Origin of the sequence: Methylomicrobium agile (assembly GCF_000733855.1) — a bacterium.
GTDB classification, from domain to species: Bacteria; Pseudomonadota; Gammaproteobacteria; order Methylococcales; family Methylomonadaceae; genus Methylomicrobium; species Methylomicrobium agile.
In genome coordinates this window covers 3,247,756-3,266,450 of the sequence record NZ_JPOJ01000001.1, presented here as the reverse complement: position 1 = coordinate 3,266,450, position 18,695 = coordinate 3,247,756, and the positions used below count along the sequence as shown (strand labels likewise).

Below are 18,695 nucleotides of genomic sequence, written 5' to 3'. Positions count from 1 at the left end.
CCGCCCCGGACGGGAACAACCGTTCACTGACGGCGCAGATTATGCTTTTTGCGGTAAATGTTCTGGCTGGCCTGATTCTGGCGGCGATTCAGGCGGACCTGCTCTTTCCGCGTGAGGACCCCGTCGGCTTTGGCCTTGTCCTCCATGCGCCGGATCTTTTCCTGCTGCGCTTGCAAACGCTGCACTTCTTTCGAAGTCAATCTACCCGAGCTGACGCCTTGTTCAATACGCTGCTGCTGCTTTTCCTGGCGCCGGTCGACCCGCAGCGTATCGGTGCCGGCGTAACCTGCCGGAAGCACGGCGGTAACAAGTAAAAACCCGGCAAGTATTAAAGCGGTTAACGGCTTCATTGTCATTTTCCTCGAGGAACGTTAAACAGAGGGCTCACATTCTATCCGGTTTGAACAAAAAACCCATCTCGGATTCGCTTCTTCGGTCATTCCAGACGGTCCGCCTGAATCCGCTCGCCTTCCGCCGGAAGCAGCGGCAATGCCAACCCTGCCCGGCGCGGACAGGACCGGCCGCCCGGCGCTCGACCCGGCCACCGGCCAGGGACTTGGCACAATAAACAGAGATTCCGCTCAATCGATAACCGATCATTTGGCTCCCCACCTCGCGGTTTTCACCTCGACCGGGCAATGCGTCCTGCGTCACTTGAAAGTCAGTTTTTCCTGGGTCTTCAGCATATAGTCGCCGAGCTCGTTATTATAAGCGGCGAATTTTATCCCATACTGGTCCTCGCCCTCGGATTTTCTGATCACCGTGGCACCAATCTCGAAGCGCCTGGCGGTTTCGAACGTCAGTAATACGATGATCTTGGAACGTACCGCCAATTTCTCCGGACTGAAGATCAAGCAGCCCCGGTTGCTGATATCGAGTAGCTCGACCGGAATCTCCTGCCGAAACCGGTCGCCCCCGATCGCGCTAAACCAATTCTGTTTGCGGATATGGACCTTGATGTCCTTGCGGATATAACGCACGGTCCGGCGCTCGTTGGCTACCTGCCCATTTCCCTTTCGGTCGGGAGTTAAACCCTTATTGTCAATATTTAGATAGTGTCGTCATAAGATAGCTGTCCACAGGGCGATGCACCGGATCTGCACAGCGGCCAGGAACGATGCGGTGTTCTTGGCATAGCGTGTGGCAATACCTCGCCAGCGCTTGAGGTGCAAGAACGCGTTTTCTACTAAATGCCGCAGTTTGTACAGGTCGCGATCGTAGTCGCGGGGTTGTTTTCGATTGCGGCGTGGCGGAATGACCACCGTCATCTGATTTGCTTCGGCTTGGGCTACGATAGCATCGCTATCGTAGCCTTTGTCCGCCAATAAGTACTGAGCATCCACGCCTTCGATCAAGGCTGAAGCCTGCGAACAATCTGCTGTGGTACCTGCTGTAATAAGGATTCTGACCGGCATACCATGCGCATCCACGGCCAGATGTATCTTACTGTTGAGCCCCCTTTTGTGACCGCCATGCCCTGATTGCCGCCTTGCGCGCCGGTCGCATGCGGATGGACTTTGATGTGGCTGGCATCAATCATCAACCATTCATAGTCGGGTTCGGTGACCAACTGTTCCAACAGGGCTTCCCAGACGCCGTGATCTCGCCAACGGCAAAACCGGCGATGGGTGTTCTTCCAATCGCCATAGTCAGGTGGCAGGTCGCGCCATGGCGCACCGGTACGCAAAATCCAGAAGACCGCATTGATAAACAAGCGGTTGTCTCGCGCTTTTCCGCCCCAGGCCCCGGCACGGCCGGGCAGATGGGGTTCCAGTAAGCTCCAAACCGTATCGGAAATGTCATGGCGGCGGTGGGCAGGTTGGGACATGGCTCTTTAATCTCATCAGCAACGACAATCTCCGTATTATACCTGACAAAGACTTATCTTGTGACGACACTATCTAGAGTCATGGCGATACTCGATCAGAAATGATTGTCAGAAAACCAGTATCGATCTTTATCAGGCAAAATTCAATTGCCGGCCCGCATGCGGGCGCCAAAAGTTAAATAAAATTCATCAAATCCGTTAAAATTGAGTCTCTTGTTATTTAATCGTCAAAATATGATTGATCTTCTCAAGTCCTCCCTCCTTAGGAACCGGCTGCCTATCGCACTGATCACGCTGCTGGTCATGGCGGATCCGGTCGCCGCGAAAGCCCAGCCGATCCCGGTGCCGATCGCCTATCTGACCCAGGAACGGGAAGTCCCGCCGCCGCTGTCGAATCTGGACCCTTTCATCAAGGACAAGGGTCTGCCAGGCGCGGAACTCGCAATCGAGGACAACAACACGACCGGACAATTTACCGGACAGGCGTTCGCTTTGAAAGCCTTTACCGTTCCGCTGCAGGGCGATCCACTGGCCGCGTTCAAACAGTACATCGCCGGCAAATACCGTTTTGTGGTCGTGAACCTGCCCGAGATCCAGCTGATCAAGCTGGCCGACCTGCCGGAAGCGAAAGACGCCTTGTTGTTCGATATCGCCACCACGGACGACAAACTGCGCAACCGGGACTGCCGGGCGAACGTGCTGCACATCCTGCCGAGCCGCGCCATGCGCGCCGATGCCCTGGCGCAGTATCTGCTCAAAAAACGCTGGACCAAATTGTTCCTGCTGCTGGGCAACCATGACGAAGACCGCCTGTACGGCGAGGCGATCAAGCGGGCCGCCACCCGTTTCGGACTCGAAATCGTCAGCGAGAAGCCCTGGGAACATACCGCCGATGCACGCCGCACCGCGCAATCCGATGTCCCTGTCCTGACCCAGGCGGACGACGAATACGATGTGCTGATCGTGGCGGACGAGCGCGGCGAATTCGGCGAATACCTCGACTACCGCACCTGGCTGCCCCGGCCGGTCGCCGGCACGCAAGGCCTGACCGCGACGGCCTGGCACCGGACGCACGAACAGTGGGGCGCGGTGCAATTGCAAAACCGCTTCAAGGAAAAATACGGCCGCTGGATGGAAGAGATCGGCTATGCCGGCTACCTGGCCACCCGGGCGGTCGGCGAAGCGGCAACGCGCGTCAAATCGAACGAATTGCAGCCGGTCAAAGACTATCTGCTGAGTCCTGCCTTCGCGCTGCAAGGTTATAAAGGCACGCCGCTGTCGTTCCGGGCCTGGAACGGCCAACTGCGGCAGCCGGTGCTTCTGGCGGCGCCGCGCTCGCTGGTGGCCGTCGCGCCGATCGAAGGCTTTCTGCACCCGAAAACCGAGCTCGACACGCTCGGTTACGACCAACCCGAAGCTACCTGCCCCTTGAACAAATGATTAAAAACACTTTGCTCGCCGCGTTGCTGGCCACCCCGTTTATCGGCCCCATCGCGCATGCCGAAACGCTGTTCGTGACGCTCGAAAAAGACAACGCGCTCGCCGTCGTCGACCCTGTCGCGGGCAAACTGCTCAAGACGGTGCCGGTCGGCCAGCGTCCGCGCGGAATCGCGCTCAGCCCCGACTTCAAATCGATTTATGTCGCCACCAGCGACGACGATACGATTAAAATTCTCGACGCGGAAACGTTGAAAGAAATCGGCAAGCTACCGTCCGGCGAAGATCCCGAAACCTTTGCGCTAAACCCGGACGGCACCCTGCTGTATGTCTCGAACGAAGACGACAGCAGGGTCACCGCGATCGATCTCAAGAAACGGAAAGCGGTCAAGCAAATCAAGGTCGGCGTCGAACCGGAAGGCATTACCGCCAGCCCCGACAAAAAATGGGTGATCAGCGCTTCCGAGACGACCAACATGGTGCACTGGATCGACGCGAAAACGCTGGAAGCGGTCAACCACATCCTGGTCGATCCTCGCCCGCGTGCGGTCGCTTTCACGGCCGATAGCGAACAGTTGTGGGTCACCTCCGAAATGGCCGGCACCCTGACGATCATCGACGTGAAATCGCAGCAAATCGTGAAGAACATCAAATTCGCAGTCCAGGGCGTGACGGCGGACAAGATCCAGCCAGTCGGGATCGTGATCGACAAGGAACGCAAGCGCGGCTATGTCGCGCTGGGGCCGGCAAACCGGGTCGCGGTGGTCGACGCACAGAAACTGGAAGCCGAAAATTATCTGCTGGTCGGCCAGCGCGTCTGGAATCTGGCGTTTTCGCCCGACCAGCAGCGTCTGTATACGACCAACGGCGTCAGCAACGACATCTCGATCATCGATCTGGCCAGCCAGACCGTCACCCAATCGGTCGGCGTCGGCACCTACCCGTGGGGCGTCGCGGTCAAACCATGAACACGAATGCCGCCTTAACCGTCACTGACGTCAGTTTTTCCTACGGCGCCAAAAAAGCGCTGGACCGGGTCGACTTCGAGATTCCGCCCGGACACTGCACGATGCTGCTCGGGCCGAACGGCGCGGGCAAAAGCACGCTGTTTTCGCTGATCACCCGCCTCTACGACACGCCGAACGGACAAATCGAACTGTGCGGCTACGATATCAAAAAAAGGACCACCCGGGCGCTGGCCAACCTCGGGATCGTTTTTCAGCAAACGACGCTGGACCTGGACCTGACCGTGCTGCAAAACCTGCGCTACCACGCCGCACTACACGGTATGAGCCACAAAGTCGCCGCACAACGCATCCATGAAGAATTGGAAAGGCTCGACATGTTCGCGCGCCGCTTCGAAAAAGTCCGCCAACTGAACGGCGGCCACCGCCGCCGCGTCGAGATTGCCCGCGCCCTCCTGCACAAGCCGGCGCTGCTGCTGCTCGACGAACCGACCGTCGGCCTCGACGTGCCGAGCCGCACGTCGATCGTCGACTATGTGCACAGCCTTGCCCGCACCGGCCATATCGCGGTGCTGTGGGCCAGCCATCTAATCGACGAAATTTATCCGGACGACCGGCTGATCGTGCTGCACAAAGGCAAAATCAAGGCGGCCGGCAGCGTCGACGAGATCCTCCAAAGCACCGGCACGGCAACGGTCAAGGACGCTTTTTTCAGACTGACCCAGGGAGACTGAAGACACGATGAACATACTGCACTTCTGGCGCGCGCTGTGGGGTATCGTCGGCCGCGAACTCCGGCGCTTCGTCACCCAGCGCGAACGTTTCATTTCAGCGCTGGTCAGGCCGCTGATCTGGCTGTTCGTCTTTGCCGCCGGCTTCCGGGCCGCGCTTGGGCTCGCCATCACGCCGCCTTACCAAACCTACATTCTTTACGAAGTCTATATTACGCCGGGCCTGATCGGGATGATCCAGTTGTTCAACGGCATGCAGAGCTCGCTGTCGATGGTCTACGACCGCGAAATGGGCAGCATGCGCAGCCTGTTGGTCAGTCCGCTGCCGCGCTGGTTTCTACTGGTATCGAAACTGTTGGCGGGCACCTTCGTGTCGATCCTGCAGGTCTACGTATTTCTCGCGATTGCCTGGATTTACAAGATTCATGCGCCCTGGCAGGGTTATCTCTGGATCGTCCCGGCGCTGATCCTGTCCGGCCTGATGCTCGGAGCGCTCGGGTTACTGTTGTCGTCCTTCATCAAACAGCTCGAAAACTTTGCCGGCGTGATGAATTTTGTGATTTTTCCGATGTTTTTCCTTTCGACCGCGCTCTATCCTTTATGGAAGCTGAAGGAATCGAGCCTGCCGCTATACCATCTGGCCCAATACAACCCCTTTTCCCAGGCCGTCGAACTGATCCGCTTCGCCTTATACGGCCAACTCAACCAAGAGGCACTGCTTTATACGCTGGCTTCCTTCATGGTGTTTATCACTGCCGCGATTATTGGCTATAATCCGTCAAAAGGAATGATGGTAAAAAAAGGCGGCGGTTAAACATTCCTCGGCAGCATGCTCCGGCCGGACGAGAATAAAAACTTCTGACCTCCGCCCGGCATCTGTCAAAGCGCCTTCCTCTCTCCGGTGACTATGTGAAAAATTCTTTTTACCTTGTTATTCCCAAACAGGAAAACAATCCGCAACGCACCAAAGAATACGAGGCCAAACCCCTCCAGCAGTGGATCAACGAGCTTCCGGCGGCGAATCCGGGCCTAGCAACGCGCTTGGTGCACGATTTGATTATCGAGTTCAATACTCTGGCGATCTCGGCCGATCTCCGGATCGCGGCGCTCGAACAGCTGCGCCCCAGTATTCTCGCCATCGAAGAAAATTTACTCAGCCGCCTAACCAAAACCGGTTTTCCCAAAGAAGAGAACGACCAAAAAATCTTCAACGTGCTCGTCTCGATCGAAAAGGAACTGACGCTGAGCTACTGGATCGTGCTGAAGGAACTGTCGCAGAAAACCTTCGGCTGGTTCCAGGGCAAACAATTGCCTCTGGCCCTGCATCGCTGCATCAGCGGACTCAGCGGCATCGTGGTCAGCCATTGCCTGATGGGCATATCGATTCCGGACTGGATATGGATCGACCTGCATTCGCTCTACAAACTCAGCGTCAATCTGAAAAAAAACACGGCCAGGATTATCGACGATCCGACCCATCCCTCCGAAAAAAGCAGTCCGGAAGACTGCTACAAGCAAATCCTGCTGCTCAGCCTGGCCGCTCCGAACGGACTGATGCAAAAAGAGGTGCTGCGGGTCTATCACTTCATCAAAACGCTCTGCGAATCGGTGCATATCCAGAACACCCCGGTTTCCGGTCAGTCGGCGCAATTTGTGATTCTGACCGACGAAGACCGGCCGCCCTTTCTCTTGAAAGAAGGAGCCCATCGTCCGGATTCCGCCACCCTGTATCTGGACTTCACCAAACTCTATAAAACGCTCGAACACAAGGCAAGACTCGCCAACATCGGCGAAGGGCGCTTCAACTCGGTGCTTGCGCTGCAAAACAATCAAATGCCGAGCTTCGATCTCTTGGAATACCTGTTCCACCGCTGGTCCGGCTTCGAGCTGGAAAGCACCCCGCTATTCGAAGACCGCCTGGACCGCTGCATTACGCTGGGCCTGATCTCTGCCCACGAACTATTGAACGATTCGCTGCACCCATCGGAAAGCCAAACCGAACTGCAGGCCCATACGGCTTCCGAAAGTTTGCTGACCTACCGATTCGAACAAGCTGGCATCTTATCCATCGGGCGCCTGATCGGCATCCGAAAAGCCGACCGCCGGGACGACGCCATCGTACTGGGTATCGTCAACCAGATCCTAATCGAGAAAAAGACGAACAATCTGCTATTCGGTGTCGAATTTCTGGCTTCACAATGCTATGCGGTTACCTATAACCCGCTCGACTCATCCAAAAAAGAAGAATCGATCAAAGCGCTGCTGTGCACCGTTACAGAAGCGGACGGCGACAAGAGCTACCTGATTACGGATAACTTCATCCTGAAAGACGGGGATACCGCCCGTATTTACTGGAAAAACGAAGATTATTCCGTTTCGCTGCGCGATCGGAAAAATATCGGCCTGGGCTACTGGCGATTTCAATGCATAAAAATAATGGAGAGGCCAAAAGCTTCCACCCCGGCAAAAGGCTATGACTTCATCTAGCTTCCTTAGAAAATCCGCCCGGCACAAAAAACACAAACCACTTGAAAAGTTTTTTCATCGTGGTAACTTGTGCGGTCGAGTGAGCGATTAAAACAGTAGGAAAATAGGTTGCGGCCTCATCGGCCAAAACCGCTGCACTCCGCACGCAATGAATTTTAGACAAATGCAGACCTTCCGCTCCGGATCAGGGAAAGTCAAAGGCAAGAATCGTCCGAATTCCTATGCAATTACAATAATAAAATCAATATCGTGAGGATAAGAAATGAGTAACGAAGATAAAACCAAACCCTCGTTGGATACGGCCAAAAACCTGTTCGGCAATCTGACTTCTGCGGCGTTGAACCTGAAAGAAACCAAACCTAAAGTGTTCTACGGCGCGGTCGGCGGCGTTGCCTTACTGGTTTTGATCGCGGTATTCAGCGGCGGGGAAAGCCGTCCGGCCGTTCAACAATATAATAAGCAAGCTCTTGCCGTCGGTCAGACCTATTCATTAAAATCCCCGAATAGCTACGATCCGAACTCCACGATCCGTATCGTTCCTGCTCCGGGCACCCTGGCTGCCTACGATGACACCGAAGAAGCGGATCGCACCGGCACCTGCCAGCATTTCCCGCAAGGAACCAAAGTCAAAGTGCTGAGACTGCAGGACGCTTTCGATACCGCCAACAGCTTTGCCGAAGTTTCGATCGAAGGCGGCGAGTGCAACGGTAAAACCGGCTGGGTTTTGTCGATCGATCTGCAATAAATCGATCGGCGCTGTAAAAATTATTTGACACATTCTGTAAATACTATATAATTTGCGAATAATTTCTAGCGCGGGAATAGCTCAGTGGTAGAGCACAACCTTGCCAAGGTTGGGGTCGCGAGTTCGAATCTCGTTTCCCGCTCCAAAATATGACAAAAAAGCCGCGGAACTCGCGGCTTTTTTATTTAGATTTAAAATCAAGGCTGCGTAGCAAAATGGTTATGCAGCGGCCTGCAAAGCCGTAGATACCGGTTCGATTCCGGTCGCAGCCTCCATCATATCCATGCGGGAATAGCTCAGTGGTAGAGCACAACCTTGCCAAGGTTGGGGTCGCGAGTTCGAATCTCGTTTCCCGCTCCAAAATATGACAAAAAAGCCGCGGAACTCGCGGCTTTTTTGTATCGAAAACCAATAGCGTGTCGCTCAAATTCAACTTCAAGGGTTTGATGCACCCGGTATTATCCCTCCTCAACCGGCCAAAATCCGAGCCGGATACAGCACCTATGGACGATGCGGCCAGTGCGGCTACCGGGGCTTTTCCGCATTCTTGCGGAGTTCCGCAGTATCCCGCAGTTTCAGGCGGGTCTGTTCCGACAAGCCGGCCAAGCCTGCGCAGGACTTCGGCGCCTCGAGCACTTTGAGCAGGGCCGCCGCCAGTCCGGAATCCGGGTTATCCTCCGTTGAGTTGTTGAAAGCCCGTCTTGCGATACCGGCGGCAATCGCCGGGTCCGAACAGGCCAGGTCGATCAGTTTAGGGTGCAGCACTTTGGTGCGATAAACATCCAGCTGCGCCGGACTCTTGTATTTGCATCCCAACAAGACGCGGTGATCGCTGTAACAATTTGTCCGGCTGGCCGCTTTGCCCGGCGACAAACCGGTGCCGACCTGTTTCATCCGTTTCTGCAGGGCGCTGAATTTTTCATCATCGAGTAACGGTTTCAGCATCGCTTCCAGGCTGCGCTGTTGCTGTGCATCCCACTCCAGCGAGGCATGATCGGCAATAAAGATACCGTCGAGATTGGCGGCAGACCAATCGCTCCCCTGCAGTTGCGTTTCCCGCAGCTCCGCCCCCTGCAGATCGGCCAGGACCAGGTCCGCGCCCTGCAATTCCGCGTAAACCAGATCCGCGCCTTGCAGATTCGCCTTGCGCAGCGTAGCGCCCTGCAGTTTCGCGCCTCGCAGGTCGGCACCCTGCAGTTTTGCCCCACGCAGATCCACGCCCTGCAGGTTCGCCCCGCGCAGGTCCGCACTCTGCAAGTTCGCCCAGCTCAGGTCGGCGCCCTGGAGGTCGGCACCGCGCAGGTCCGCGCCCTGCAAATCCGCTTCGACCAGGACCGCGCCTTGTAGTTGCGTACCTCCCAGGATCGCGCCCTGCAGTTGCGTCTTGTCCCAGCCAGCCACCCCCTGGAGCTTTGCTCTCAGCAGCACAGCGCCCTGCAGTTGGACATGGCGAATGTCCGCCTTGGGTAATTGGGCTCCCTGCAAATTGGCGAAACGTAGATCGCGCTTTTGCAAATTGAGGCCGTCGAACTCCTTGAAGGCCGCATCGCGGATTGCCTTGTTCGGGTCCGTTGCGCGCGTCAGCAGGGACAAAGAGACTTCTTTCGGTACCAGGCGCCTTTCCTTCAGATTCAGATTGCGCGAAAAAAAGCTCAAGTCGAACCACGCACAGGGCCCCAGCATCACCTGAAGAATCGAAGCCTCGGTTTTTTCGGCCTGCTCCAGCGAAGTGCAGGATATGGTCCCCTGTTTATGCACCGCGACGCTCAGCCAGGTTTCGGGCACTTTCCGGATCAGCCAGTCTTCGAAATACCCGGAGTCCTGCTCCGGAGAGCCGTTTCCAGCATCGCTTTTCGCCGGGCTGTAATAAGCCTGGACGGTCATCCTGCCGGGTATCACCGCGACTAGGCTCAACAAGACCACCAGCGGCAGCGACACCATCAGAACGATCATTCCCTTGGGTTCGGTCCCGGTTTGCTGAACCGGCCGCAGGGCGACTTCGCGCAGATGCCGGTTCGGCCAGCGCCGCTGGATCGCCCGGACCGACCGGTTCCATCCCAGTTCGCACAGATAGTGGAGCGAGGCCGGCCAATACCCGAACAGTTTGAAGGCGAAGTTTTGCCACCATTCCCCAGCCCGGTCCTGCGGCGATGCAATCAGCGGCCAGAGCGCGACCAGCATGACCGCGTCGACCCAGACCGCGAACCGCTGGGACCAGGTGATCGCCTCATCGTGAAACGGCAGAAAACGGATTTGCGCTGCCAGCAGCATAAATAAAGGCAAGGCAATGATCGTAATGCCGACGATCAGCGACAGCAGCCAGCGTATCAGCCAGACATTGGACCTCCCGACGATCAGGTGCGTAAAAGGAAAGATGAACAGGCGGTCGCGGATTTGTTGCCCGGCCGAAGTATTGGGCAAATCGTGGTCCAGATTCCAGAGCTTGCAGGAAAGCAGCTCCAGTTGCATCAGCAGATTGAAATGCAGCAGCACGACCATCCACGGGGCGAACGAATAAAAAGCCGTCAGCGGCAATTCCACATCCAGAATCGGCAGCTTGACCGGACTGATCCGGAGCAGATCCTCGTGCGTGGTTCCCCAGACGATCACGCCGAGATAGGCGGCGAACGCGATGAACGCGACATGCAGCGCCGCCACCGTCTGCGAGGCGGAATTGGCCGAATCCAGCAGTTTCTCGATGTGCGGAGAATTTTCGGGGTTGGGAGACAATGCAGGGCTGGTCATGGCGGCGAATACGAAAAGCGGCTTACTGGGTTTTGAGTTGCCAATGTCCCGAATCGATCCTTCGGGTTTGGCTTGAATGCCCGCTACGTTACCGGAGGCACGAAGACGCGTGAACAGAGACGACGCCGATTCGCGGTACACGGCTTCGGGCTTCGCTTCGTAACGGCGGGAAAAAATCGTTTGGCGTCGGCCCGGGCCGCATCTCACCGTAGGCTCTCGCGGTTAGATGGCCGGGCCGGCGCGCCTGCTCGATATCCGCCCTCAAAAAAGCAGGTTACCCGAACCGAACGGCGCCGCACTGACAAGCAGCCCGTTCTTATCGCTATGGGCATCGCGCACCAGCGGCGTAAGCCATTTCCCCGTTCCGGCAACCGGTCGGCGAATCTCCGGGAACCGTTTTCCGAACATGCCGACACAAGGCAATTCTTTTCACAAAATTGCCGCAGCCCTGTAGGTCGGGTACGCGCTTTTTGTACCCGACATTTCCAATGGCATGGTTTCGGATCAATACAATATTCCGAAACATGATCGCCATCCACACGTCGGGCAACGATATGGAAACAATATGAAAATACTCTAATCCAGGTTTCTATTCGGAAGCAGAAAAGACGTTTACCTAGGATTTGGTCAGTAATTAACTTCCCGAATGCGAATCGTTGTAGAGGCAGCTTCCGCCTCGACAGATGCCTCGGTCGCGGCTGAAGCCGCTTCTACACACGCTGGGCATGCCAATATCCGGCCTACTACACGAACCGGCCGTTCGCAGACTACAAGCCCAAGATAAATTCCTAGGAAAAAGACAAAATGCTTGACAAAGTCCATATATAGACTTAATTTTTATTATAATACATAAATAAACCCATTTAGGAGGTACGGCGTGTTATCTATCGCAAAAGACCGCCCCGGCCTTGACCAGGCCACGGTGGCAAAAAGTGCGTTACGGACTTTTTTTAATATCGCGGAAGCCTGGAAGCTCAGCACGGAGGAAGCGATGACGTTGTTGGGAGTGGATTCCCGCAGCACTTTTTTCAAATGGAAAAAGCAGCCCGAACTGGCCAAGTTGAATCCCGACAAACTGGAAAGGCTCTCCTATATCTTCGGTATTTACAAAGCCTTGCAGATTTTATTGCCAAAACCCGAAGCGGCCGACCAATGGATCAAGCGCCCGAATTCCGTAGCCTTGTTTCAAGGCAAATCCGCGCTTGACCGAATGCTGAAAGGCCGCGTCATCGATTTGTATATCGTCCGGCAATACCTCGACGGGCAGCGCGGATGATGAATCATATGCCGACGCCGCCGATCAATCGTGTGGTCTGGCGGCCCTGTTGGCGGCTGGTGCCGAGCCGGTTTCCGCCGTCCGGATTATTCGACCGGGTCGCCGAGCCGGAAGACCTGGACATTGTTTTCGCCATCGAAGCGCTGACCAATGACCGGTTGTTGGACGAATCGGGCGACATCATGCGGGTTCCCTTCGAAGACCGTATCTCGGGTCCCGGAACAACGCCGATCATGGCTGCGTTCACTCACCTCACCCCCGAAGGAAGCCGGTTTACGGACGGCACTTATGGGGTTTACTACGCCGGCAGCGACATGGATACGGCCATCGCCGAAACCCGGTTCCATAAAGCCAGGTTTCTGGCGGCGACGAACGAGCCGCCGATAGAAATTGACATGCGCAGTTATGCTTCGGATTTGGACTCCGAACTGCATGATATTCGAAAGATGCAATCGCGGATGCCGGCTATTTATACAGACGACCCGGAGAGTTATAGCCATCCTCAAGCACTGGCGAAAGCATTGCACGGCACGGGATCGAACGGCATCGTTTACGACAGTGTCCGTTATGCCGGCGGGGAATGTATAGCCGTCTTTAAACCGCGCGTGCTCTCTCCCGTTCGGCAAGGCCCGCATTTTTGTTATGTATGGAACGGAGAAGCCATCACGGAGATTTATCAAAAAAACCGTTACCAACCGGGGCAATCATTCTGACGCCGTCCCGACTGTCCTATAAAAACCCTTTATGGGCAACCCATGCATTATTTTCCGGACTATTGGCTGCCGGGATGGCGAAACACCGGTAAAATTCTTACGGCTTCGCAACTGGAAGCCGTGCACTAACCATGAAACCTTTGGAATACGGATTTCGCGTAACGCTTCATTCGCCCCCTGTAAGGATCATTGTTCCAAACTGATCAATATCGATATTACGTAGCCGGTTTCACCGCCTTGAATAAGCCCATGGATGACCCTACCCAACACAAACCCACATTAAAGAGCAATTAACCATGACAACTCTCACGCCTTATTAATGTCCAAAGCAAACCAGGGCTGGTCGCTGCTAAAAATTAGACTACAATAAGTGAATCTCTCAAGTGGTTTTGAATACCGAATAAAACCACTTGAGCGTTTATATTGTCCTCACTCTAAGGCCTAGTATCCAGACATGGAACGCTTCGAACGTATTTACCAACTGCACCATATCCTATCCGGCCGCCGTACGCCGATCGCCAATAGAGACCTTCAGGAACAACTGGAATGTTCCGAAATCACCGTCAAACGCTTGATAAGCCTGATGCGCAACCACTTCGCTGCGCCGATCGTGTACAACCGGCAATTGAACGGCTACACCTATGGCAATGAAAATGGTGCGCATCCCTATGAATTGCCCGGATTGTGGTTTAGCGCCGATGAACTTTGGGGATTGTTGACCTGCCACACGCTGCTCAGCAAACTGTCACAAGGCATCTTCGGCGAACACGTGATCCAGTTGCAAAAGCGCGTAGAGAAATTGCTCGCGTTGGATAACACCAGCGCCGGACGCAAACTCGAAAGCGTCAAAATCCTCGCCATGGCTGCCCGGCAAAAAGGCATCAATCCGCTGTTCAACAAAATCGCCTCCGCGTTGTTCGACCGCCGGCAGCTGCGTTTGACCTACAAGGCGCGCAGCGACGGCGAAACGACCGAACGCGACGTATCGCCGCAGACCCTGGTTCATTACCGCGACAACTGGTATCTCGACGCCTGGTGCCACCTGAAAAACGAGCTGCGCATTTTTGCGGTCGAAAACATCCAAACCGCCGCCCGGCTCGACCGGCCCGCCAAAATCATTCCCCGCGCCGAGCTGGATACCTATTTCTCTTCCGCCTACGGCATCTTTTCAGGCAAAGCCGAGCATCTCGCCAAACTCAAATTCACCCCCGAACGCGCCCGCTGGATCAAAGACGAACACTGGCATTCCGAACAACAGGGCCGCTGGCTCGACGACAGCAGCTACGAACTCGCCTTCCCGTTCGGCGACCACCGCGAATTGTTGATGGACATCCTCAAACACGGCCGCCACATGTCGAAGTCCTCGAACCGGCGTTTTTAAGGCAGGCCGTTCGGGATGAAATCCAGGAGATGAAAAAAATTTACCGAAAAGACGAGATTGGGATCATCGAATGATACGGTGGCTATGGATAATGCAATTTCGAGTTAAAAAAACCGGCGACATTGACGATGGCAGAAGAAACGAATAAAGAAATTCCGTTGTATTACCGCTATTGGGGCAAGGCTAAACCTGAAACTGATAGCGGAGGTCCGGCTTATCATTTGCTGCCTTATCATTGTCTGGATGTGGCGGCAGTTGCTGATATTTGGCTGAACCGGAGCTACGATATTAAACGTTGTTTCACGGACATTACTGGATTGGATGAAGAAAAAAGCCGGGCATGGCTACTGTTTTTTATCGCTTTACATGATTACGGCAAATTCGATTTGCGCTTCCAGCGCAAGGCGCGAGAAGCCTGGGAAAACGTCAATGCCGAATTGAATGCCATTCCTACACAACTGACCGGCCAAGCAATTAAAGAATATAACCACGGGCCGGCCGGGCTTTACTGGTTTTATCGCGATCAACATCCGCGCTTCTCTTCCGGGGACGGCGATTTTTACTTTGACGATAATGATGAATGGCTGGCCTGGTCAAGTTGGCTGGCGCCGGTGGTCGGCCATCACGGTATTGTGCCGGGCGAACACGAGAAAGACGCGCCGAAATATAGCCTATTCGCTTCCGAAACCCTGTTGGATACTTTCAAGCAAGCCAGGTTACAGTGGCTTCAAGCTTTAGAACGGTTATTTCTTGTTCCTGCAGGGCTAACATTGGCGGATACGCCGCCGCTACTTGAGCAAACCAAAAATAAGCAATCGCCGGCGACGATGCTGGCAGGATTTTGTTCGGTCGCTGATTGGTTGGGGTCGTGCGACTGGTTTCGCTATGACAAGCAGCCATGTCCTGATCTTGAAAAATTAACCCAGTGGTATGAGCAGCGATTGGAAATTGCCGGAAGCATTTTACAGGAGGCCGGCGTTATCAGCCAGGTTCAGCCTTATCAATCGATCGATGTGTTACTGAACGGCAACTCTCCCAGACAAGTCCAGTGCCTGATCGAACGCCTACCCAAAACACCCGGCATGACGCTGATCGAAGCCTCCACCGGCTCAGGCAAAACCGAAACGGCATTGGCTTATGCCTGGCAATTATTGGCTTTGGGTTTGGCCGACAGCATTGTGTTTGCCTTGCCGACTCAGGCAACTGCCAATGCGATGTTGAGCCGTCTGGAAAAAGCCGCGCCGCTGCTGTTTGCCAATCAGACCAATGTCGTACTAGCACACGGGCGAGCCAAATATCAACAAGATTTCATCGATTTAAAACAAGCCTGTCGCCCCCAAACCGCCCAAGGCAATGAAGAAGCCTGGGTGCAATGCGGCAACTGGCTGGCACAAAGCCGTAAACGGGTTTTTCTCGGCCAGATTGGGGTGTGCACGGTCGACCAAGTCTTCGTATCGGTGTTGCCGGTCAAGCATAAATTTGTGCGCGGATTCGGCCTGGGCCGAAGCGTTTTGATCATCGACGAAGTTCATGCCTATGACAGTTACATGTATGGACTCATGGATGCCGTGCTGGAACAGCAACGCCTTGCCGGCGGCAGTGCGATTTTACTGTCAGCGACGTTGCCGTCCGGGCAAAAACGGCAGCTGGCTGCGGCATGGGCATGTCAATATGAGGTCGTCAATCAGACTTATCCGATTATCAGCCATTACAGCGCCGGACAAGTTGAAACTTTCGATCTCATGGAGATGCCCGAGCAGCAGCCTAAACCGGTTACCGTCGGTCTAGAGCTAATAAAATATCCCGAACTATTGCCGGACGCCTTGTTCCTACAACGGTTACTGGACGCGGTTGAACAAGGCGCGCAAGTTTGCCTGGTGTGCAATCTGGTCGCTGACGCCCAGCAGCTTTATCAACGCTGCCAAGTGCTCATCGAACAATCGGCAATACTCACAGCGGAGCAATGCCTGCTGTTCCATTCCCGCTTCATCTTCGGCCACCGCCAGGACAAGGAGCGTAAGGTCCTGGATTGGTTCGGCCCCGAACCGCACCCGAAAAATATCAGAAACCAAGGTCATTTGTTGATAGCGACGCAAGTGGTCGAGCAATCTCTCGATCTCGACTTCGACTGGCTGGTAACTCAGCTTTGCCCGGCAGATTTATTGTTTCAACGCATGGGCCGTTTGCATCGTCATGCCAAAAATCGGCCGGACAGGCCGAAGCTCTTTGCCGATCCGATTTGTACCGTACTGCTGCCGATCGAGCCGGATTACGCATTGCACGAAGTCATCTACGGCAACAGTCGGGTGCTTTGGCGCACTCAACGGCTTTTGGAAACTGCCGGAGGTGACGAAGATTTACAAATCACCTTTCCGACAGCTTATAGGGATTGGATCGAGAAAGTTTATGATGAAAATGCATGGCCGGATGAACCTGAATCGGTGCTGAAAAGCTACGATGTCTACGATAAAGACTGCTACACCAGCAAGATGTTGGCGAAGCAGTTGATTAACAGCAGCATGCACGAACTTTCGGATAATGATGCGAATGTTTCCGTCCTTACCCGTGACGGGGACATGAGCCTGAACGTCATTCCTGTCTATCTCGACTCACAGGGACGGCGATGCCTGTTAAACGGCAAAATGATCGATGAGATGGATGAAAGCCAACGATCGGAAGCCATCAATCTGAACAGCGTTGCCGTACCAAGCAGTTGGGGAAAACACGATCGGTTACCGATATCCGATCAAGAGGGGTTAATTTGGCTTTCTATGCAACGTCAAGAAAACGATCAATTTATAGCTAAACACTACAATGATACTTATCTGTATCATCCCGATACCGGCCTCATCCGCATTGATCCAATCGAGGAGAACGCATGAACTTACTGACAGATGCTTGGATACCCATCCAGCAACAAGGCAGCTACCAAAAGATTACTTTGCAGCAACTGCTGTGCGGCGAACAAAGCGGCGAGCTTTGCCTGCCGCGCAACGACATGGAATTGGCCTGTTTGCAGTTGCTTTGCGCCATAACGCAAGTCCTGTTTACGCCCAAGAACAAAAAGGAATTGGGACAATATATCCAACAACCGATGACGGCACAGGACTATGTCGAAGTCAGCCGGGGAAAAATGTCTTGGTTCGATCTAAATCACGCGAAGACCCCGTTCATGCAAATTCGCGGCGTCAAATCCACCCAACCAACGGGCATGGATAAATTGCTGGCAGGCGTAGCTGACGGCACTAATAAAGCCTTCGTTAACCCGCAAGGGCTGGGTGAAGTTTTATGCGGCGGTTGTGCAGCCATTGCATTGTTCAATGCGGCCAACAACTGTCCAAGTATGGGCGGCGGTTTTAAGGGGAGCTTGCGCGGCAGTACGCCCATTACGATTTTGATCCGGGGGAAAGAACTACGGCAAACCATCTGGTTAAACGTATTGACCGAAGAAACAGCGGAAGCTGCGATGCCGTGGTATCAAAATACGAAGAACCAATTGCCGAATTATCTGGACACCGTCAAAGCCGATGCCAAAATCGCTGCCTCCGCGATCGGCCTCAATCGAGGTTTGTTGTGGCAGCCGGCGCATTTCGAGCTTTTGCCGCCAAAGACTTCCGGTTGCTGCAGTTGTTGCGGTTGCATAGAACCGGTATATGACGGTTTTAACAAGGCCAAATTTAATTACACGGTAGAAGGCGTTTGGCCGCATCCCCTATCCGCCCGTATTTTTACCGTTAAAAAAGGCGAGAAAGAAGAAAAATTTCCATCCTTTACCACGACCGCGCCGACCTGGACACATTTAAGCCGTTTGGTTGTCGATCAGCAAACCGACAAGGAAGGCCAACAGACTGCACCGGTAATTCAACAAGCCAGAACCTTCATGGCATCCGATAAAATTCAATTGATCGTCGGCGGCTACCGCAACAACCAGGCTACGATTTTAGAACGCCGTCACGAATTGTTCAGTCTGGCGCAAGGCTGGGCGACACACGGCGAAGTAATTCACCAGATCATCGCGGTCGGCCTGGCTTACAAAACGGCGTTAAGAAAAGCGCTGTACCTGTTTGCGGTCGGCATTAAAGACAAAGTGCATGGATCCGGCATCAATCTTTGCGAGTCTGCCGAAACGAACTATTACCAGCAAACGGAAAGCCTGCTGCATTACAGCTTGGCCGCCGTCGATTACGCCGCACCATCGGCGGCATTAAATGCCCAAAACGGCAAGCTCAAGGCAATGGTGACCGCTTTATTCGAACAAGCGACCGAACCCTACCGGCAAGAACCCAAGATGCTGAAAGCCTTGGCGCTGGCGAGGCGATCCTTAAATAAATCCCTGCAAGAACTGGAACCGGAAGGAGCGAATACATGAGTGTAGGAGAAAACAAGG

At 54.5% G+C, this 18,695-nt stretch carries 15 protein-coding genes, 3 tRNA genes and 1 pseudogene; 14 read left to right on the top strand and 5 right to left on the bottom strand.

From position 1 onward, the window contains the following. Window positions 1-23 precede the first annotated feature (23 nt). The 4 genes and pseudogenes from CC94_RS0115340 to CC94_RS25305 form a co-directional block, all read right to left on the bottom strand. The gene (locus CC94_RS0115340) at window positions 24-350 is read right to left on the bottom strand and encodes a hypothetical protein (RefSeq protein WP_005371186.1); all 327 of its coding nucleotides are present in this window, start codon (window positions 348-350) and stop codon (window positions 24-26) included. Window positions 351-650: 300 nt separating this feature from the next. Beyond that, window positions 651-980 carry a PilZ domain-containing protein gene (locus CC94_RS0115335; protein ID WP_031431481.1) on the bottom strand — a complete coding sequence of 110 codons (330 nt, stop codon included), beginning with the start codon at window positions 978-980 and terminating at the stop codon, window positions 651-653. 81 nt (window positions 981-1,061) lie between these two features. Further along, a pseudogene (locus tag CC94_RS25310) lies at window positions 1,062-1,460 on the bottom strand (IS5 family transposase); the annotation flags it as partial. Continuing rightward, on the bottom strand, window positions 1,352-1,828 hold the full coding sequence (locus CC94_RS25305) for an IS5 family transposase (RefSeq protein WP_031429487.1): 477 nt from the start codon (window positions 1,826-1,828) through the stop codon (window positions 1,352-1,354). The pseudogene CC94_RS25310 and the gene CC94_RS25305, both read right to left, overlap by 109 nt. Before the next feature lie 234 nt (window positions 1,829-2,062). On the opposite strand from CC94_RS25305, the gene CC94_RS0115320 reads away from it, so the two are divergent. From CC94_RS0115320 to CC94_RS0115280, 9 genes are all read left to right on the top strand, one after another. Further along, window positions 2,063-3,268 (top strand): ABC transporter substrate-binding protein, encoded by a 1,206-nt coding sequence (locus CC94_RS0115320; protein WP_031431480.1) that lies wholly within the window; start codon window positions 2,063-2,065, stop codon window positions 3,266-3,268. Then, window positions 3,265-4,233, top strand: a complete 969-nt coding sequence (locus CC94_RS0115315) for a PQQ-dependent catabolism-associated beta-propeller protein (RefSeq protein ID WP_031431479.1) — start codon at window positions 3,265-3,267, stop codon at window positions 4,231-4,233. The genes CC94_RS0115320 and CC94_RS0115315 overlap by 4 nt, the downstream gene beginning before the upstream one ends. Next, on the top strand, window positions 4,230-4,964 hold the full coding sequence (locus CC94_RS0115310; RefSeq protein ID WP_005371180.1) for an ABC transporter ATP-binding protein: 735 nt from the start codon (window positions 4,230-4,232) through the stop codon (window positions 4,962-4,964). The genes CC94_RS0115315 and CC94_RS0115310 overlap by 4 nt, the downstream gene beginning before the upstream one ends. A 7-nt stretch (window positions 4,965-4,971) precedes the next feature. Next, window positions 4,972-5,775 (top strand): ABC transporter permease, encoded by an 804-nt coding sequence (locus tag CC94_RS0115305; protein ID WP_031431478.1) that lies wholly within the window; start codon window positions 4,972-4,974, stop codon window positions 5,773-5,775. 95 nt (window positions 5,776-5,870) lie between these two features. Beyond that, window positions 5,871-7,448 carry a hypothetical protein gene (locus CC94_RS0115300; protein WP_031431476.1) on the top strand — a complete coding sequence of 526 codons (1,578 nt, stop codon included), beginning with the start codon at window positions 5,871-5,873 and terminating at the stop codon, window positions 7,446-7,448. A 262-nt stretch (window positions 7,449-7,710) separates the two neighbouring features. After that, window positions 7,711-8,193, top strand: coding sequence for a hypothetical protein (locus tag CC94_RS0115295; RefSeq protein WP_005371177.1), 483 nt, complete (start codon window positions 7,711-7,713; stop codon window positions 8,191-8,193). Window positions 8,194-8,263: 70 nt separating this feature from the next. Further along, window positions 8,264-8,338, top strand: a tRNA-Gly gene (locus tag CC94_RS0115290). A gap of 56 nt (window positions 8,339-8,394) precedes the next feature. Next, window positions 8,395-8,468 (top strand) — tRNA-Cys (locus CC94_RS0115285). Between the two features lie 10 nt (window positions 8,469-8,478). Further along, a tRNA-Gly gene (locus CC94_RS0115280) sits at window positions 8,479-8,553 on the top strand. 165 nt (window positions 8,554-8,718) lie between these two features. On the opposite strand, the gene CC94_RS0115275 is transcribed toward CC94_RS0115280, so the two are convergent. Then, complete coding sequence (locus CC94_RS0115275) at window positions 8,719-10,938, bottom strand: pentapeptide repeat-containing protein (protein ID WP_031431475.1); 2,220 nt, start codon at window positions 10,936-10,938, stop codon at window positions 8,719-8,721. An 877-nt stretch (window positions 10,939-11,815) separates the two neighbouring features. Between CC94_RS0115275 and CC94_RS0115265 the strand changes: the two genes are divergently transcribed. From CC94_RS0115265 to casA, 5 genes are all read left to right on the top strand, one after another. After that, the gene (locus tag CC94_RS0115265; RefSeq protein WP_005371175.1) at window positions 11,816-12,214 is read left to right on the top strand and encodes an MbcA/ParS/Xre antitoxin family protein; all 399 of its coding nucleotides are present in this window, start codon (window positions 11,816-11,818) and stop codon (window positions 12,212-12,214) included. Beyond that, entirely contained in the window at window positions 12,214-12,927 is a 714-nt protein-coding gene (locus CC94_RS0115260) for an RES family NAD+ phosphorylase (protein ID WP_245619763.1), read from the top strand. Before CC94_RS0115265 ends, CC94_RS0115260 begins: the two co-directional genes overlap by 1 nt. Before the next feature lie 454 nt (window positions 12,928-13,381). Continuing rightward, window positions 13,382-14,308, top strand: coding sequence for a helix-turn-helix transcriptional regulator (locus CC94_RS21670; protein ID WP_245619762.1), 927 nt, complete (start codon window positions 13,382-13,384; stop codon window positions 14,306-14,308). Between the two features lie 128 nt (window positions 14,309-14,436). Continuing rightward, the gene (gene cas3 / locus CC94_RS0115245) at window positions 14,437-17,190 is read left to right on the top strand and encodes a CRISPR-associated helicase/endonuclease Cas3 (RefSeq protein ID WP_031431473.1); all 2,754 of its coding nucleotides are present in this window, start codon (window positions 14,437-14,439) and stop codon (window positions 17,188-17,190) included. Then, entirely contained in the window at window positions 17,187-18,677 is a 1,491-nt protein-coding gene (gene casA / locus CC94_RS0115240) for a type I-E CRISPR-associated protein Cse1/CasA (RefSeq protein WP_031431471.1), read from the top strand. Before cas3 ends, casA begins: the two co-directional genes overlap by 4 nt. Window positions 18,678-18,695: the final 18 nt, after the last annotated feature.

Excerpts from the sequence above, each read along its gene's own strand:
- CC94_RS0115340 (WP_005371186.1), bottom strand. The coding sequence starts at position 350 with ATGAAGCCGTTAACCGCTTTAATACTTGCCGGGTTTTTACTTGTTACC.
- CC94_RS25305 (WP_031429487.1), bottom strand. The coding sequence starts at position 1,828 with ATGTCCCAACCTGCCCACCGCCGCCATGACATTTCCGATACGGTTTGG.
- CC94_RS0115320 (WP_031431480.1), top strand. The coding sequence starts at position 2,063 with ATGATTGATCTTCTCAAGTCCTCCCTCCTTAGGAACCGGCTGCCTATC.
- CC94_RS0115315 (WP_031431479.1), top strand. The coding sequence starts at position 3,265 with ATGATTAAAAACACTTTGCTCGCCGCGTTGCTGGCCACCCCGTTTATC.
- CC94_RS0115310 (WP_005371180.1), top strand. The coding sequence starts at position 4,230 with ATGAACACGAATGCCGCCTTAACCGTCACTGACGTCAGTTTTTCCTAC.
- CC94_RS0115305 (WP_031431478.1), top strand. The coding sequence starts at position 4,972 with ATGAACATACTGCACTTCTGGCGCGCGCTGTGGGGTATCGTCGGCCGC.
- CC94_RS0115295 (WP_005371177.1), top strand. The coding sequence starts at position 7,711 with ATGAGTAACGAAGATAAAACCAAACCCTCGTTGGATACGGCCAAAAAC.
- CC94_RS0115275 (WP_031431475.1), bottom strand. The coding sequence starts at position 10,938 with ATGACCAGCCCTGCATTGTCTCCCAACCCCGAAAATTCTCCGCACATC.
- CC94_RS0115260 (WP_245619763.1), top strand. The coding sequence starts at position 12,214 with ATGAATCATATGCCGACGCCGCCGATCAATCGTGTGGTCTGGCGGCCC.
- CC94_RS21670 (WP_245619762.1), top strand. The coding sequence starts at position 13,382 with ATGGAACGCTTCGAACGTATTTACCAACTGCACCATATCCTATCCGGC.
- cas3 (WP_031431473.1), top strand. The coding sequence starts at position 14,437 with ATGGCAGAAGAAACGAATAAAGAAATTCCGTTGTATTACCGCTATTGG.
- casA (WP_031431471.1), top strand. The coding sequence starts at position 17,187 with ATGAACTTACTGACAGATGCTTGGATACCCATCCAGCAACAAGGCAGC.